The sequence below is a fragment of the Yersinia frederiksenii ATCC 33641 genome, assembly GCF_000754805.1.
Classification (GTDB): domain Bacteria; phylum Pseudomonadota; class Gammaproteobacteria; order Enterobacterales; family Enterobacteriaceae; genus Yersinia; species Yersinia frederiksenii.
Window position 1 is genome coordinate 2,492,491 of the sequence record NZ_KN150731.1, and the last position, 17,991, is coordinate 2,510,481.

Consider the following 17,991-nt stretch of genomic DNA (forward strand, 5'->3'; position numbering starts at 1 on the left):
CCCTGTGCAAGAAATTGCACACCTCCTTGTTAATTACACTCACATTTTATTAACTATTTAAATAATATTTAAATTAACCCAACCGATATCAGCGAGTTAATTATTTTCTATCCAATATAAATAATAACATATTGATTGGCATGGTCGTTGCAATTCCTTAATTGAAACTATTTTTTAGTATCAAATATAAGGGATAACCATGAAAAGAAAACTCATTGATATTGAGCAAGCAGCTGAATATTTCCGTGATGGCATGACCATTATGATTGGCGGTTTTATGGGAGTTGGCGCGCCACCCCGCCTTATTTCGGCATTGCTGAATTCGCATGTTAAAGATCTGACCCTCATTACTACCGATACCGCTTTCGTCGATACCGGCGTCGGGCCGTTAGTGGCCAGTGGCAGAGTGAAGAAAGTCATTGCTTCACACATCGGCACCAACCCGGAAACCGGTCGCCGGATGATCTCGGGTGAAATGGACGTTGAGTTAGTCCCACAAGGTTCACTGGCGGAGCGCATCCGTTGCGGCGGTGCTGGTCTTGGCGGCTTTCTGACGCCGACCGGGGTGGGAACCGTGGTCGAAGAAGGGAAACAAAAGATAGTCCTGAATGATATTGAATATCTGCTGGAGCTGCCTTTGCGAGCCGACTTGGCACTGGTGCGCGCCCATCTTAGCGACTATCAGGGCAACCTGACCTACCAATTAAGTGCCCGTAACTTCAACCCACTGATGGCGCTGGCCGCTGACATTGTTATTGCCGAACCTGAGTCTGTAGTTGATATCGGCAGTATTCCCCCTGATTGCGTCATCACCCCCGCCGCATTAATTGACCACATTGTCTGCCCGCAGGAGAACCAATAATGAACGCTAAAGAACTTATCGCTCGCCGCGTTGCCCTTGAGCTGCATGATGGGGACATTGTGAATTTGGGGATTGGGCTACCGACTCAGGTGGTCAATTATTTACCTACTGATATTCATATAACCCTGCAATCTGAGAATGGTTTTCTCGGCTTAGCCCCGGTTACCGAAGCACACCCCAACCTGGTCAATGCTGGCGGCTTACCTTGTGGCATTTTACCGGGCGGTGCTGCCTTCGACAGCGCATTTTCCTTTGCTCTGATTCGCGGCGGCCATGTTGATGTCAGTGTGCTCGGCGGCTTGCAAGTTGATCAAAAGGCCAACCTCGCTAACTGGATGGTTCCAGGGAAAATGGTCCCCGGCATGGGTGGCGCGATGGATCTGGTCACTGGGGCGCGCAGGGTCATCATTGCCATGGAACATAGTGCAAAAGATGGCTCATCCAAACTTCTCAAACACTGCTCACTGCCACTCACTGCTAAAAACAAAGTCAGCATGGTCGTCACCGAACTGGCCGTTTTCAGCTTTGAACAAGGCAAGTTGGTACTGAAAGAACATGCACCGGGCGTCTCACTGGAGACTATTTCAGCCAAGACGGATGCTGAGTTCTCAGTCGCACCGGACTTCAAAGTGATGCCGGTCGCGGTAGAGGAAGGTGCTGTATGATTGGCCGTATCTCCCGCTTTTTAACCGGTTTTGTTAGCCGTTATCTGCCCGATCCACTGATTTTCGCCATGCTGCTGACGATGCTGACTTTTGGTATCGCGCTGGCATTAACCCCACATACGCCGGTTGAAATGGTGCATATGTGGGGTGATGGCTTCTGGAATCTACTGGGCTTCGGCATGCAGATGGCACTGATCATCGTCACCGGCCATGCGTTGGCAACCTCGGCACCGGTCAAGCGAATCCTGACACTCACTGCCTCCGTCGCTAAAACACCGGCTCAGGGGGTAATGTTAGTGACCTTCCTCGGTTCGGTGGCCTGCGTCATCAACTGGGGGTTTGGTTTAGTGGTCGGCGCGATGTTCGCCCGTGAAGTGGCGCGCCGTGTTCCTGGCTCTGATTATCCGCTACTAATTGCCTGTGCATATATCGGCTTTCTGACCTGGGGGGGAGGCTTCTCTGGCTCCATGCCATTACTGGCTGCCACGCCGGGTAACCCAGTAGAACATATCGCCGGCTTGATTCCCGTTTCAGACACACTTTTCACCGGTTACAACCTGTTCATCACGCTAGGGCTGATCCTCGTCATGCCTTTCGTGACCCGCATGATGGTGCCAAAACCACATGAAGTCGTCAGTGTTGACCCGGCGTTACTGGCAGAAGAACCCAGCTTCCAGAAAACCTTATCTGCTGATGCGCCGATTGCGGAAAAGATGGAAGAGAGCCGCATTATTGCCTTTATTATCGGTGCGCTGGGTATTGCCTATCTGGGGATGAACTTCTGGGAAAAAGGCTTCAATATCACCATTAATACCGTGAACATGATGTTTATGATTGCCGGTATTTTGCTGCACAAAACCCCGATGGCCTATATGCGCGCTATCTCTGCGGCGGCCAAAAGTACGGCGGGAATCTTGGTTCAGTTCCCATTCTATGCCGGTATCCAACTCATGATGGAGCACTCCGGGCTTGGTGGCCTGATTACCGAGTTCTTCATCAACGTCGCCAACAAAGACACCTTCCCGATTATGACCTTCTTTAGCTCGGCACTGATTAACTTCGCCGTGCCATCCGGTGGCGGTCACTGGGTCATTCAAGGGCCATTCGTGATGCCTGCGGCGCAAGCTCTGGGGGCTGATTTAGGTAAATCCGTGATGGCGATTGCCTATGGCGAGCAGTGGATGAACATGGCGCAACCTTTCTGGGCGCTTCCCGCATTGGCCATTGCCGGTTTGGGGGTCCGGGACATCATGGGCTACTGCGTCACCGCCCTGCTGTTCTCGGGCGTCATCTTCATTATCGGCCTCACCCTATTCTAGCGTCGTCATATAAGGAATTGATTTATGGACAGTATCGTTATTGTCAGTGCCGTTCGTACCGCAATTGGCAGCTTCAATGGTGCATTAGCGCCGGTCAGCGCGGTGGATTTAGGTGCCATCGTACTGCGTGAAGCCATGACTCGCGCCGGTATCAGTGGCGACCATGTTGATGAAGTTATCTTAGGCAATGTGCTTCAGGCAGGATTGGGGCAAAACCCGGCGCGCCAAGCCCTGCTAAAAAGCGGCATACCTGACAGCGTCAGCGCTTATACCGTGAATAAAGTTTGTGGCTCAGGTTTGAAAAGCGTGGCATTAGCGGCTCAGGCTATTCTGGCGGGTGATGCACAAACCATTCTTGCTGGCGGTATGGAGAATATGAGCCAGGCACCTTATCTGATGGATAGTAAGGCGCGTTGGGGTTATCGGCTAGGTGACGGCCAGTTATTTGATGTGATCTTAAAAGACGGTTTGATGTGCGCCACCCATGATTACCACATGGGTATCACGGCGGAGAATGTCGCGCAGGAGTATGACATTACCCGTGAGGCACAAGATGCACTGGCGCTCGCCTCACAGCAGAAAGCTGTGGCCGCAATCTCAAACGGTGCTTTTGCCAAAGAGATCGTGCCGGTGACGGTGAAAAACAGGAAAGGCGATATTATCGTCGCTACCGATGAGTTCCCGAAAGCCGGGACTACGGCGGAAGGTCTGGCTAAATTACGCCCAGCGTTTAGCAAAGAGGGCAGCGTAACCGCAGGTAATGCTTCCGGTATCAATGATGGAGCAGCAGCATTGGTGGTGATGTCGGAAAGCCGCGCCAAACAGCTAGGCTTAACACCACTGGCTCGCATCCGTGGCTATGCCAGCGGCGGCGTCGCTCCAGCCCTAATGGGAATGGGGCCAGTACCGGCAACACTGAATGTGCTGAAGAAAACCGGGCTGACACTATCAGATATTGATTTGATTGAAGCCAACGAAGCTTTCGCCGCACAATTTTTGGCGGTGGGGAAAACGCTAGGATTCGAGGCAGAAAAAGTAAACGTCAATGGCGGTGCAATCGCGCTGGGCCACCCTATTGGGGCCAGTGGCGCGCGTATTCTGGTCACGTTGCTCCATGCCTTGCAAGCCCGCGATAAAACCTTGGGGCTTGCCACACTGTGCATTGGTGGAGGACAAGGTACGGCGATGATTATTGAGCGCCTGAATTAATAATTAATCTAATCGTAGACAACGGAGAGAATAGGCAGAGAGTAAAAACGCCGTAAATACAGCCTTGTAGGCGCTGGCGCTTTACTTTTCTGCCTATCCTCACCACTATGAATGAGCCTACATACGGAGTACGTGAGGATTTTGAGCACAGCCCAATTCTAAAATGGTAAAGCGCAGTAACCGCTAATTTAACACCCGCTGTGAGAAACGTTTTTTCTTCCGATAGGCAAAAACATCCTCCACATGCCCATCCCGAATACGCTGCTGTAAACCGCGCCAATAACTGGCATGGAACAGGTCGCTGTGCATCTCTTCAAAAAAATGTCGGACTTTCCGATCGTTACAGAGGAAATGACGAAACTCCTCCGGGAAGACATCATTGGGTGACACGCTATACCACGGCTCACTGGCCATCTCATCTTCCGGATAGCGCGGAGGAGGGATATCGCGGAAATTCACCTCAGTCATATAACAAATTTCATCATAATCGTAGAACACCACGCGCCCATGACGAGTCACGCCGAAGTTCTTAAACAACATGTCTCCGGGGAAGATATTTGCCGCCGCCAATTGCTTAATGGCATTGCCATATTCTTCGATAGCATCTTTCAACTGCTGATCATCCGCCAGCTCCATATAGAGATTTAATGGCGTCATCCGCCGCTCCATATACAGGTGCTTAATGATGATTTGGTCACCTAAATCTTCCAGTTTTTCCGGCACTTCCCGCTGTAATTCCGCCAGCAATTCGGGGCTAATACGATGCTTATCAATGACAAAATTCTCATACTCTTGAGTATCCGCCATGCGTCCTACCCGATCATGCTCTTTCACCAATTGATAGCATTCTAACACTCGTGCCTGACTGACCTCTTTTTGCGGTGCAAACTGATCTTTTATCACCTTAAACACTCGGTCAAATGACGGCAGGGTAAACACCAACATCACCATACCTTTGACTCCGGGTGCAATAATAAACTGCTCACTGGACTGATGAACAAATGTTAGGTATTCACGATAACTTTCGGTTTTACCGTGCTTCTGGCAACCAATCGCCATATACAGCTCAGCGGTTGATTTACCGGGTAATATTTCCCGCAGCCACTCCACCATTGCCGCGGGCAGTGGCGCATACACCATGAAATAAGAGCGGGCAAAACCAAATACAATGCTGGCCTCTGCCTTGCTGGTTAAACAGGTATCAATAAATAGCGCACCAGACTCATTGTGATGGATAGGCAGCAGGAATGGATAAATGTCCTCCGCCAGTCGTAGCTTCCCTACCAGCCAGGCAGCTTTATTGCGGTAAAACAGCTCATTAGCAATTTGAAACTGCGCATCAACCAGTTGATTATCCGTAAAATTTTGCCGCAGTGCCGCAACAATATAATCAATATCACGCGGGAGATTTTCCCACGGTAAACGTAGAGGTAAGTCATTGAGTACCATCTGTAACATGTCACTCAAATTACCGTTCGGGGAGAAATCTCGCGCTAAAGGACGTGGAATCTCGCGAAAACGCCGCTCGGGTTGCGAGCTAAAAACAAATAATTTATCGGGTGTTAAATCTCGATGCTTGAACAACCGGCAATAAACCGAATTAAAAAAGCTCTCGGCTATCTCAAAGCGCGGATAATCCGGTAATAGTCCGGTATAAATTTCTTTTACCCGAGCCAAAAACGCCACATCAAAGCAGCGTTGGTCGGTGATATGTTTCAGTTGTTCAACCACCAGACCGACATGGTGATCATAGAGGTGAATTCGCTTTTTCATCGCCTGTTGTACTGCTTGCCAGTCGGCTTGCTCGAAGCGATGCTGAGCACCGGCTGTGACCTCTAAAAAGCGGCCATATTGCGCATCGAATCCCTGCAAAATTGTCTGAGCGATTAATTGTTCCAACTTTGCCACCATGCTCACCCCCGCCATACGGAACAGAGCCTGCATAAGCAGGCTCTCGATAACGCCACACCCTCACTTCGTCAGCAAATTAAAACTGCTGCTCTTCCGTCGAACCGGTCAATGCTGTGACTGATGATTCGCCACCCTGAATGATATTGGTAACTTTATCAAAGTAGCCGGTACCGACTTCTTGCTGATGGGATGCGAATGTATAGCCGCGCTCAACAGAAGCAAACTCTGGCTGTTGTACTTTCTCAACATAGTGTTTCATGCCCTCACCCTGTGCATAAGCATGGGCCAGGTCGAACATGTTGAACCACATGCTGTGGATGCCTGCCAGTGTAATAAACTGGTATTTGTAACCCATGGCAGACAGGTCATCCTGGAAGCTGGCAATCTGCTGATCAGTCAGATTCTTCTTCCAGTTAAATGATGGCGAGCAGTTATAAGCCAATAACTTACCTGGGAATTTAGCGTGGACAGCCTCAGCAAAACGTTTGGCCAGCGCCAAATCTGGCGTTGAGGTTTCACACCATACCAAATCGGCATAAGGGGCATAGGCCAGACCACGGCTGATAGCTTGCTCAATGCCGGCATGAGTCCGGAAGAAGCCTTCAGCAGTGCGACCGCCCGTAATAAATTCGCTGTCATAAGGGTCACAATCAGATGTCAGTAAATCAGCCGCATCGGCATCAGTGCGTGCAATCAGCAAAGTCGGGACACCCAGAACATCAGCTGCTAAGCGGGCAGCAACCAGCTTCTGAATCGCCTCTTGGGTAGGAACCAAAACTTTACCCCCCATATGACCACATTTCTTCACCGCGGCCAGTTGGTCTTCAAAATGCACACCAGCAGCGCCCGCCTCAATCATCGTTTTCATCAATTCAAATGCATTCAGTACCCCACCAAAACCGGCCTCGGCATCCGCGACAATTGGCAGGAAATAGTCGGTATAGCCTTTGCTGCCCGGCTCAATATTATTCGACCACTGAATCTGATCTGCGCGACGGAAACTGTTATTAATACGTTTAACCACCGCAGGAACAGAGTCGACCGGGTATAAGGACTGGTCTGGATACATGCTGGAGGCGGTATTGGCATCCGCCGCCACCTGCCAACCCGACAGATAGATTGCTTCAACACCGGCTTTCGCCTGTTGCAATGCCTGACCGCCGGTTAATGCCCCCAGGCAGTTGATATAGCCTTTACGCGATTTGCCGTGCAGCAATTCCCATAATCTTTTAGCGCCGTGCTGCGCCAGTGTGCATTCCGGGTTAACTGAACCGCGTAACTTGATCACTTCTTCTGCACTATAGGGGCGGGTAATGCCTTTCCAGCGCGGTGATTTCCATTCTTCTTCCAACTGCTGAATTTGTTGAGTACGAGAGGTAGTCATGGTGATATTCCTTATTATTTAATTTTGTAGGGTTAAATAGGCTGTCGTCTCAGGCTAACAATGCGTAGCCTGGCAACGTCAGGAAGTCGATAAGCTCGTCTTGTGTTGTAATTCGCTCCATCAGACGCGCGGCCTCTTCAAACCGCCCACCATCAAAACGCTCTGCGCCAAGTTCAAGCTTCACTACCTGCATTTCTTCACTCAACATGCTGCGGAACAGTTCTTTGGTCACCGTCTGACCATTACTGAGGCTCTTCTGGTGATGTATCCATTGCCAGATAGAAGTACGGGAAATCTCTGCCGTCGCTGCATCTTCCATCAGGCCATAAATCGGTACGCAGCCATTGCCGGATATCCATGCTTCGATGTATTGCACCGCTACCCGGATATTGGCTCGCATTCCTTCTTCAGTGCGCTCGCCGCTACAAGGCTCAAGTAACTCAGCGGCAGTGATGGGTTTGTCTTGCTCGCGAGTCACTTCTAATTGATTAGGCCGGTCGCCCAAAACCTGGTTAAACACCGCCATCACAGTGTCGGCTAGCCCCGGATGAGCGACCCATGTGCCGTCGTGACCATTGCTGGCTTCTAACTCTTTGTCGGCACGGACTTTATCCAACACCAACGCATTTTGAACCGGATCTTTATTAGGGATAAAAGCTGCCATGCCACCCATCGCCAAAGCGCCGCGTTTATGGCAGGTTTTAATCAGCAAGCGGGAATATGCACTCAGGAACGGTTTGGTCATGGTGACCGACTGACGGTCAGGCAGGACACGATCACTGTGGTTCTTCAACGTTTTGATATAGCTGAAAATATAGTCCCAGCGGCCGCAATTCAGCCCCACAATATGATGGCGCAAGTGATAAAGAATCTCGTCCATCTGGAATACCGCTGGCAAGGTTTCAATTAACACCGTGGCTTTAATGGTGCCTTGCGGCAGATCGAAACGCTGCTCGGTAAAGGTGAAAACATCACTCCACCAAGCGGCTTCTTGATAAGACTGCATCTTCGGCAAATAGAAATAAGGGCCGCTGCCATTGGCCAGTAATTGCTTATAGTTATGGTAGAAATACAAAGCGAAATCGAACAAGCCACCAGGAATAGCTTCTCCCTGCCACTTCACATGTTTTTCTGGCAAATGCAGACCGCGAACACGAGCAATCAATACCGCTGGGTTAGGCTTTAATTGATAAATTTTGCCGGATTCATTGGCATATGAAATAGTGCCTTTTACCGCATCGTGCAGGTTAATCTGACCATCGATAACTTTGTCCCAACTTGGAGCCAGCGAATCTTCAAAATCAGCCATAAAAACTTTTACATTAGCATTGAGAGCGTTAATGACCATTTTGCGCTCAACTGGCCCTGTGATCTCGACCCGACGATCGCGTAAGTCAGCGGGAATCCCTTGAATTCTCCAGTCACCTTCACGAATGGAATTGGTTTCCGAAATGAAATCAGGTAATGCGCCTTGATCAATGGCCTGCTGCCAGGATGCCCGTGCAGCAAGGAGTTTGCTACGGGGCTCTGCAAATTTCACCACTAATTCAGTTAAGAATTCGATGGCCTCATCCGGCAAAACCTGTCGCTCTGCAGCATTAAAATGCTGGGTGAAAACTAACTCCGTGCCGACTAACTGTTGTGTCATTGCCCTTCCCCTTCCCAATCTCACGACTTTCACATCAACGCTAATGTAGCGTCACTCTTGGATTCGTATCAGGTAATGCGTTCTAACCGGAAATTGAAGGTCAGATTTTATGGTCATTTTTCACCCCGACAGCACTAAGAATAATCAATTAATTATGAAAATACAAAAACGATTTCCTATTTTTATTTAAAATATTTTTTTAATCTTTATTTATCATATTGTTAACATGATATCGTTAATTGGATAGACAGGAATCAGCTTCCATTACTTCTATTTTTTCAAGGTAACTTATTGTTTCACAAAGAGATCAGACCAGTTAAGACTAGGAAGAATGGGGTATATCAGAAGGGGAAATAGGCCGGCGGCCTCGATTCAGCCGCCTTTGTTAACATTTGGAGGGGGATAAAATCAGTCGAGAGTGGGGTTCATGTGGCGCAAATCAAATGGCGTGATTTGGTAAACGTAGTAGTTCAGCCAGTTGGCAAATAACAGATGCCCGTGGCTACGCCAGGATGCTTTTGGTGGCAAAGAGGCATCGTCATTTGGAAAATAATTGAGAGGAACTTGTGGGTTTAGGCCTGCGACCAGATCTCGCTGATATTCACCTGCCAGAGTGTCGACATCATATTCAGGATGACCCGTGACAAAAGCAACTCGCTTGTCTTTACTGGCAAACAGGTAAGCTCCGGCCTCTTCAGAAGAGACCAAAATATCCAAGTCGGTATATTGCTCAAGTACCCCAACCGGGAAATCCGCATAGCGCGAGTGAGGGGCTAGGAATGTCTCATCGAAGCCGCGCGTCAACAGTGCTAAAGGCTTATCTGTTTGGTGTTGGTAAATGCCCGAGAGCTTTGTCTCACGCGTCATCTTAGGGATACCATATAAGATGTTTAATGCCGCTTGTACCGCCCAACACACAAATAAGGTCGAGGTAACGTGAGCTTTTGCCCAGGCGATAATACGTTCAATCTGTGGCCAATAGGCAACATCACAGAAATCAACCAAGCCCAAAGGTGCACCGGTTACAATCAGTCCATCGAAGTTTTGCTCTTGAATATCTTCAAAATCGCAATAGAAATTGTTTAGATGTTCAGCTGGCGTGTTTTTTGACTCACGACTATCAATTCGCAGCAACTGGATATCAATCTGCAGTGGGGAGTTAGAGAGTAAACGTAGGAATTGATTTTCCGTCTCAATTTTTTTAGGCATCAGATTCAAAACCAACACCTTCAGGGGACGAATTTCCTGAGTTTTCGCACGTGATGAGGTCATAACAAAGACATTCTCATTGCGTAAGAAACTCACCGCTGGTAATTCATCAGGGACCCGAATTGGCATGCCTATATCCTCAATATATCCGCTTATACGTTTAGACTTCTAGATGCCCGAAGATAGCGGTTTTTTGATAAAAAGTCGAGCGTTCTACAACAATCTGAAAATGTTTCATTGCTGAAACTTCTGCATATACAGTATAGGAAATAGCCATCATATGATTTTAGATGCCGAAAAGCACAAAAACCCACTGTAGATACAGTGGGTTTGCTTTGGATTACCAATAGAATTTTACTCGATAGCAGAAAAGCAAAAACCCCACGCTTTTGGCATGGGGTCTTTACTTGATTTGATACCTGGCAGTGTCCTACTCTCGCATGGGGAGACCCCACACTACCATCGGCGCTACGGCGTTTCACTTCTGAGTTCGGCATGGGGTCAGGTGGGACCACCGCGCTATTGCCGCCAGGTAAATTCTTTTCTACAACTACCGAACTTTAACCCATGTAACTGGTGCTGATACCCAGAGTCGAACTGGGGACCTCACCCTTACCAAGGGTGCGCTCTACCAACTGAGCCATATCAGCACGCTAAATTTGATGCCTGGCAGTGTCCTACTCTCGCATGGGGAGACCCCACACTACCATCGGCGCTACGGCGTTTCACTTCTGAGTTCGGCATGGGTTCAGGTGGGTCCACCGCGCTATGGCCGCCAGGCAAATTCTGTTTCAATCAACCCGCCACATGATGTCTATCACGCAGCCAGCCAATTCAATCTGTAAACATCGCTGAAAATCAATTCTCAAATAACAAAAACACCTTTGGTGTTGTAAGGTTAAGCCTCACGGATCATTAGTACTGGTTAGCTCAATGCATCGCTGCACTTACACACCCAGCCTATCAACGTCATAGTCTTTAACGTTCCTTCAGGGGGCTTAAAGCCCCAGGGAAGACTCATCTCGAGGCAAGTTTCCCGCTTAGATGCTTTCAGCGGTTATCTCTTCCGAATTTAGCTACCGGGCAGTGCCATTGGCATGACAACCCGAACACCAGTGATTCGTCCACTCCGGTCCTCTCGTACTAGGAGCAGCCCCTCTCAATCTTCCAACGCCCACGGCAGATAGGGACCGAACTGTCTCACGACGTTCTAAACCCAGCTCGCGTACCACTTTAAATGGCGAACAGCCATACCCTTGGGACCTACTTCAGCCCCAGGATGTGATGAGCCGACATCGAGGTGCCAAACACCGCCGTCGATATGAACTCTTGGGCGGTATCAGCCTGTTATCCCCGGAGTACCTTTTATCCGTTGAGCGATGGCCCTTCCATTCAGAACCACCGGATCACTAAGACCTACTTTCGTACCTGCTCGAGCCGTCACTCTCGCAGTCAAGCTAGCTTATGCCTTTGCACTAACCTCACGATGTCCGACCGTGATTAGCTAACCTTCGTGCTCCTCCGTTACTCTTTGGGAGGAGACCGCCCCAGTCAAACTACCCACCAGACACTGTCCTCACCCCGGATCACGGGGCCGAGTTAGAACATCAAACATTAAAGGGTGGTATTTCAAGGTTGGCTCCATGCAGACTGGCGTCCACACTTCGATGCCTCCCACCTATCCTACACATCAAGGCTCAATGTTCAGTGTCAAGCTATAGTAAAGGTTCACGGGGTCTTTCCGTCTTGCCGCGGGTACACTGCATCTTCACAGCGAGTTCAATTTCACTGAGTCTCGGGTGGAGACAGCCTGGCCATCATTACGCCATTCGTGCAGGTCGGAACTTACCCGACAAGGAATTTCGCTACCTTAGGACCGTTATAGTTACGGCCGCCGTTTACTGGGGCTTCGATCAAGAGCTTCGCCTTGCGGCTGACCCCATCAATTAACCTTCCAGCACCGGGCAGGCGTCACACCGTATACGTCCACTTTCGTGTTTGCACAGTGCTGTGTTTTTATTAAACAGTTGCAGCCAGCTGGTATCTGCGACTGGCTTCGGCTACGAGAGCAAGTCTCTTTACCTAATGCCAGCGTGCCTTCTCCCGAAGTTACGGCACCATTTTGCCTAGTTCCTTCACCCGAGTTCTCTCAAGCGCCTGAGTATTCTCTACCTGACCACCTGTGTCGGTTTGGGGTACGATTCAATGTTACCTGATGCTTAGAGGCTTTTCCTGGAAGCTTGGCATCAACTACTTCTGCACCGTAGTGCATCGTCATCACACCTCAGCGTTGATAAGCAACCGGATTTACCAGGTCACTCCGCCTACATGCTTAAACCGGGACAACCGTCGCCCGGCTAGCCTAGCCTTCTCCGTCCCCCCTTCGCAGTAACACCGAGTACAGGAATATTAACCTGTTTCCCATCGACTACGCTTTTCAGCCTCGCCTTAGGGGTCGACTCACCCTGCCCCGATTAACGTTGGACAGGAACCCTTGGTCTTCCGGCGTGCGGGTTTTTCACCCGCATTATCGTTACTTATGTCAGCATTCGCACTTCTGATACCTCCAGCAGACCTCACAGTCCACCTTCAACGGCTTACAGAACGCTCCCCTACCCAACAACACCTAAGTGTCGCTGCCGCAGCTTCGGTGCATGGTTTAGCCCCGTTACATCTTCCGCGCAGGCCGACTCGACCAGTGAGCTATTACGCTTTCTTTAAATGATGGCTGCTTCTAAGCCAACATCCTGGCTGTCTATGCCTTCCCACATCGTTTCCCACTTAACCATGACTTTGGGACCTTAGCTGGCGGTCTGGGTTGTTTCCCTCTTCACGACGGACGTTAGCACCCGCCGTGTGTCTCCCGTGATAACATTCTTCGGTATTCGGAGTTTGCATCGGTTTGGTAAGTCGGGATGACCCCCTAGCCGAAACAGTGCTCTACCCCCGAAGATGAGTTCACGAGGCGCTACCTAAATAGCTTTCGGGGAGAACCAGCTATCTCCCGGTTTGATTGGCCTTTCACCCCCAGCCACAAGTCATCCGCTAATTTTTCAACATTAGTCGGTTCGGTCCTCCAGTTAGTGTTACCCAACCTTCAACCTGCCCATGGCTAGATCACCGGGTTTCGGGTCTATACCTTGCAACTAGACGCCCAGTTAAGACTCGGTTTCCCTACGGCTCCCCTATACGGTTAACCTTGCTACAAAATATAAGTCGCTGACCCATTATACAAAAGGTACGCAGTCACACCACGAAGGTGCTCCCACTGCTTGTACGTACACGGTTTCAGGTTCTATTTCACTCCCCTCGCCGGGGTTCTTTTCGCCTTTCCCTCACGGTACTGGTTCACTATCGGTCAGTCAGGAGTATTTAGCCTTGGAGGATGGTCCCCCCATATTCAGACAGGATGTCACGTGTCCCGCCCTACTCATCGAGTTCACAGTAAGTGTGTTTTTGTGTACGGGAGTATCACCCTGTACCCTGCGACTTTCCAGACGCTTCCACTAACACACAGACTGATTCAGACTCTGGGCTCCTCCCCGTTCGCTCGCCGCTACTGGGGGAATCTCGGTTGATTTCTTTTCCTCGGGGTACTTAGATGTTTCAGTTCCCCCGGTTCGCCTTGCATGGCTATGTATTCACCATGCAATAGTGCAACGAATTGCACTGGGTTTCCCCATTCGGGTATCGTCGGTTGTAACGCTTCATATCAGCTTACCGACGCTTTTCGCAGATTAGCACGCCCTTCATCGCCTCTGACTGCCTAGGCATCCACCGTGTACGCTTAGTCGCTTAACCTCACAACCCGAAGGTGTCTTTCGACAACTTGCGTTGTGATTATTTGAGAGACTCTATTACAGGTTACTTCTTATCTCAGTACAGCTACGGAGAGATAAGTTTCAGCTGTAATGTTTCAATTTTCAGCTTGTTCCAGATTGTTAAAGAGCAATATCTTAAACACGACTCGTTAAAGTCATCTTTAAGATACTTTGTGGTTCATCAAGAACCGGTGATAATGTCTTTCACACATTATCGGATTGGCGTCCCCAAGGGGATTCGAACCCCTGTTACAGCCGTGAAAGGGCAGTGTCCTAGGCCTCTAGACGATGGGGACACGAAATTCCGATTAAACCGAAATCTAACCGTTTCGTATCAGCATGAGTCGAAACTCACGACATCAACAGGTGCGCTTGCTCGTTTACATTCATCAGACAATCTGTGTGGACACTACGCAATGCGTATCGTTAGGTAAGGAGGTGATCCAACCGCAGGTTCCCCTACGGTTACCTTGTTACGACTTCACCCCAGTCATGAATCACAAAGTGGTAAGCGCCCTCCCGAAGGTTAAGCTACCTACTTCTTTTGCAACCCACTCCCATGGTGTGACGGGCGGTGTGTACAAGGCCCGGGAACGTATTCACCGTAGCATTCTGATCTACGATTACTAGCGATTCCGACTTCATGGAGTCGAGTTGCAGACTCCAATCCGGACTACGACAGACTTTATGTGGTCCGCTTGCTCTCGCGAGTTCGCTTCACTTTGTATCTGCCATTGTAGCACGTGTGTAGCCCTACTCGTAAGGGCCATGATGACTTGACGTCATCCCCACCTTCCTCCGGTTTGTCACCGGCAGTCTCCTTTGAGTTCCCACCATTACGTGCTGGCAACAAAGGATAAGGGTTGCGCTCGTTGCGGGACTTAACCCAACATTTCACAACACGAGCTGACGACAGCCATGCAGCACCTGTCTCACAGTTCCCGAAGGCACCGAAGCATCTCTGCTAAGTTCTGTGGATGTCAAGAGTAGGTAAGGTTCTTCGCGTTGCATCGAATTAAACCACATGCTCCACCGCTTGTGCGGGCCCCCGTCAATTCATTTGAGTTTTAACCTTGCGGCCGTACTCCCCAGGCGGTCGACTTAACGCGTTAGCTCCGGAAGCCACGCCTCAAGGGCACAACCTCCAAGTCGACATCGTTTACAGCGTGGACTACCAGGGTATCTAATCCTGTTTGCTCCCCACGCTTTCGCACCTGAGCGTCAGTCTTTGTCCAGGGGGCCGCCTTCGCCACCGGTATTCCTCCAGATCTCTACGCATTTCACCGCTACACCTGGAATTCTACCCCCCTCTACAAGACTCTAGCTTGCCAGTTTCAAATGCAGTTCCCACGTTAAGCGCGGGGATTTCACATCTGACTTAACAAACCGCCTGCGTGCGCTTTACGCCCAGTAATTCCGATTAACGCTTGCACCCTCCGTATTACCGCGGCTGCTGGCACGGAGTTAGCCGGTGCTTCTTCTGCGAGTAACGTCAATGATTGAGCGTATTAAACTCAACCCCTTCCTCCTCGCTGAAAGTGCTTTACAACCCGAAGGCCTTCTTCACACACGCGGCATGGCTGCATCAGGCTTGCGCCCATTGTGCAATATTCCCCACTGCTGCCTCCCGTAGGAGTCTGGACCGTGTCTCAGTTCCAGTGTGGCTGGTCATCCTCTCAGACCAGCTAGGGATCGTCGCCTAGGTGAGCCATTACCCCACCTACTAGCTAATCCCATCTGGGCACATCCGATGGCGTGAGGCCCGAAGGTCCCCCACTTTGCTCTTGCGAGGTCATGCGGTATTAGCTACCGTTTCCAGTAGTTATCCCCCTCCATCAGGCAGTTTCCCAGACATTACTCACCCGTCCGCCGCTCGCCGGCAAAGTAGTAAACTACTTTCCGCTGCCGCTCGACTTGCATGTGTTAGGCCTGCCGCCAGCGTTCAATCTGAGCCATGATCAAACTCTTCAATTTAAGATTTGTTTGATTTGCTTAATTAAAAGCGATGCTCAAAGATTACTTTCTGCAAATATGCATTCGAACCGAAGTTCAAATGTGTACTGCTTTGGTCACTCTTCAAGACTTTGATATTACTTCTGCCTGCCGAAACAGGCTTCGATATCGTCTTGCGAGTGCCCACACAGATTGTCTGATAAATTGTTAAAGAGCAGTGCGTTAGCAACCGGTGGTTGGTAACGCGAGGTGCGCATATTACGCTTTCCTCATTCAGAGTCAACTACTAATTTCGTTGAATTTCTCTGTTTTCTTTGCCGGTCACTTAACTACTTGATTCGTTGTGTGCCGTCTCGATGGATGCGCATTATAGGGAGTCGAATTTTTTGCACAACTCTTTTTTCGCCTTTTTCTACTGTTTGAATACTTTTCACTCCTTACGTGCAGATCTTGGTCGATCCACTGCATTTTCACGACGATCCCACCGCCTGATTGGTTGTAATTCCATCAGCAAAGGCTAGTATTGCCGGTAAAGTACTTTCTTATTAAGAGGCTATTACTATGTCCGATGCTATTCGCCCCTATCTTCATCATTTGCCTACGCTAGGTGAACGCGTCATGGTCGATAGATCCAGTGTGATCATTGGTAAGGTTACTTTGGGTGATGATGTCAGTGTCTGGCCGTTAGTTGCTATTCGAGGTGATGTTCATGAGGTTATCATTGGTGCCCGCTCTAATATTCAGGATGGCAGTGTATTACATGTCACCCATCAGTCTGAGTATAACCCTGAGGGGTATCCGTTGATTATTGGCGAAGATGTGACTGTGGGGCATAAAGCCATGCTGCATGGTTGCACTATCGGCAATCGGGTATTAGTGGGTATGGGCTCTATTGTATTAGACGGGGCAGTTGTAGAAGATGATGTGATGATTGGCGCAGGTAGTTTGGTGTCTCCTGGAAAACGCTTAGCTAGCGGCCATCTCTATATGGGTAGCCCTGCCAGACAAGTTCGCTCTTTGACACCGGCGGAGGTGGAAGGCCTGCGTTATTCTGCAAGTAACTATGTGCGCTGGAAAGATGATTATCTGACAGAGAATAAATAGAGCGTGATAACTGATGCAGGGAATAGCCCGTTGCTCTCCCTGCATTGCTGGTCGCTTACCTAAATTTAATGCCTTTCTATCTACCTAATTCATTCCGAAGCTGATTTAGTACCGGCGTGATATCAGGCATCACACCATGCCATAGCTGAAAAGCATGCGCAGCCTGCCCCACCAGCATACCCAAACCATCAGTATAGTTCGTCACTCCTAGCTGCCTGCTCCAAGCTAAAAACGTAGTGATATCTGCTTGGTAGAACATATCGTAACAGCGAGTTTGTGGGCTGATGATATCAGTCGGTAAGTTTGGCATCTCACCATGAATCCCCGAAGCTGTCGCATTGATGATTAAATCAAATTGCTGACCAATAAGATCCTGCATTTCTACAGCATCGATCTGGCCTAAATGATGGAATACCTCAGCAAGCTGCTGCGCACGGGCATAAGTCCGATTAGTGATAACAATTTTGCACCCATATGAAAGCAAAGGGAGGATCACTCCACGAGCCGCGCCACCAGCCCCCACCAATAAGATACGATCAGAGGCTTGGATCAAATGCCGTTGTTGAAGATCACTGAGCAAACCAATGCCGTCTGTATTGTCGCCTAATAAGCGCCCATCTTCTAATCGCTTGATAGTATTGACTGCCCCCGCCAGTGACGCGCGTTCAGTCCGTTCGTCGCACTTGGCATAAGCTCGCTCTTTGAACGGGGTAGTGATGTTCGCGCCTATCGCCCCATCAGCAAAAAAAGACGTTAATACCTCCTCAAAGGTATCGTGAGGAGCCAATACTTTACCGTATTGATGCTCAATGCCTGTTTGCTCGGCAAAAAGTGCATGGATCCTCGGTGACTTACTGTGCTCAATGGGGTTACCAAACACTGCGAACTTCTGAACCATGCTATTTC

The 17,991-nt window shown here is 49.5% G+C and carries 10 protein-coding genes, 2 tRNA genes and 4 rRNA genes; 5 read left to right on the forward strand and 11 right to left on the reverse strand.

The features are described from left to right. Positions 1-199 precede the first annotated feature (199 nt). The 4 genes from atoD to DJ58_RS10705 are packed head-to-tail and all read left to right on the forward strand — an operon-like array spanning position 200 to position 4,055. Positions 200-862, forward strand: a complete 663-nt coding sequence (gene atoD, locus DJ58_RS10720; RefSeq protein WP_032911627.1) for an acetate CoA-transferase subunit alpha — start codon at positions 200-202, stop codon at positions 860-862. Beyond that, a complete protein-coding gene (locus DJ58_RS10715; RefSeq protein ID WP_004711254.1) occupies positions 862-1,527 on the forward strand; it encodes a 3-oxoacid CoA-transferase subunit B in 666 nt (221 codons plus the stop codon). Before atoD ends, DJ58_RS10715 begins: the two co-directional genes overlap by 1 nt. Then, positions 1,524-2,846, forward strand: a complete 1,323-nt coding sequence (locus DJ58_RS10710; RefSeq protein WP_032911628.1) for a TIGR00366 family protein — start codon at positions 1,524-1,526, stop codon at positions 2,844-2,846. The genes DJ58_RS10715 and DJ58_RS10710 overlap by 4 nt, the downstream gene beginning before the upstream one ends. 24 nt (positions 2,847-2,870) lie before the next feature. Then, positions 2,871-4,055 carry an acetyl-CoA C-acetyltransferase gene (locus DJ58_RS10705; protein WP_004711258.1) on the forward strand — a complete coding sequence of 395 codons (1,185 nt, stop codon included), beginning with the start codon at positions 2,871-2,873 and terminating at the stop codon, positions 4,053-4,055. A gap of 183 nt (positions 4,056-4,238) precedes the next feature. Here the strand turns inward: DJ58_RS10705 and aceK are convergent, their stop codons facing one another. The 10 genes from aceK to DJ58_RS10655 all read right to left on the reverse strand — a co-directional run bounded on the left by aceK (position 4,239) and on the right by DJ58_RS10655 (position 16,002). Next, positions 4,239-5,966 carry a bifunctional isocitrate dehydrogenase kinase/phosphatase gene (gene aceK, locus DJ58_RS10700; protein WP_032911633.1) on the reverse strand — a complete coding sequence of 576 codons (1,728 nt, stop codon included), beginning with the start codon at positions 5,964-5,966 and terminating at the stop codon, positions 4,239-4,241. A gap of 76 nt (positions 5,967-6,042) precedes the next feature. Beyond that, entirely contained in the window at positions 6,043-7,350 is a 1,308-nt protein-coding gene (gene aceA / locus DJ58_RS10695; RefSeq protein WP_004711263.1) for an isocitrate lyase, read from the reverse strand. 49 nt (positions 7,351-7,399) lie between these two features. Further along, positions 7,400-8,998 (reverse strand): malate synthase A, encoded by a 1,599-nt coding sequence (aceB, locus tag DJ58_RS10690; RefSeq protein ID WP_004711264.1) that lies wholly within the window; start codon positions 8,996-8,998, stop codon positions 7,400-7,402. A 408-nt stretch (positions 8,999-9,406) separates the two neighbouring features. Then, entirely contained in the window at positions 9,407-10,336 is a 930-nt protein-coding gene (metA, locus tag DJ58_RS10685) for a homoserine O-acetyltransferase MetA (RefSeq protein ID WP_004711266.1), read from the reverse strand. 288 nt (positions 10,337-10,624) lie between these two features. Continuing rightward, positions 10,625-10,740, reverse strand: a 5S ribosomal RNA gene (gene rrf, locus DJ58_RS10680). 41 nt (positions 10,741-10,781) lie between these two features. Beyond that, positions 10,782-10,857: transfer RNA gene (locus DJ58_RS10675), tRNA-Thr, on the reverse strand. 14 nt (positions 10,858-10,871) lie between these two features. Next, a 5S ribosomal RNA gene (rrf, locus tag DJ58_RS10670) occupies positions 10,872-10,987 on the reverse strand. A 114-nt stretch (positions 10,988-11,101) separates the two neighbouring features. Continuing rightward, positions 11,102-14,008: ribosomal RNA gene (locus tag DJ58_RS10665) — 23S ribosomal RNA — on the reverse strand. A 240-nt stretch (positions 14,009-14,248) separates the two neighbouring features. Beyond that, positions 14,249-14,324, reverse strand: a tRNA-Glu gene (locus DJ58_RS10660). A 135-nt stretch (positions 14,325-14,459) separates the two neighbouring features. Beyond that, positions 14,460-16,002: ribosomal RNA gene (locus DJ58_RS10655) — 16S ribosomal RNA — on the reverse strand. Together the 16S, 23S and 5S rRNA genes with 2 tRNA genes alongside form the textbook arrangement of a ribosomal RNA operon. 540 nt (positions 16,003-16,542) lie before the next feature. Between DJ58_RS10655 and DJ58_RS10650 the strand changes: the two genes are divergently transcribed. Continuing rightward, the gene (locus tag DJ58_RS10650; RefSeq protein WP_004709204.1) at positions 16,543-17,085 is read left to right on the forward strand and encodes a gamma carbonic anhydrase family protein; all 543 of its coding nucleotides are present in this window, start codon (positions 16,543-16,545) and stop codon (positions 17,083-17,085) included. Positions 17,086-17,161: 76 nt separating this feature from the next. Here the strand turns inward: DJ58_RS10650 and aroE are convergent, their stop codons facing one another. Next, positions 17,162-17,983 carry a shikimate dehydrogenase gene (gene aroE, locus DJ58_RS10645; protein WP_032911066.1) on the reverse strand — a complete coding sequence of 274 codons (822 nt, stop codon included), beginning with the start codon at positions 17,981-17,983 and terminating at the stop codon, positions 17,162-17,164. Between the last annotated feature and the right edge of the window lie 8 nt (positions 17,984-17,991).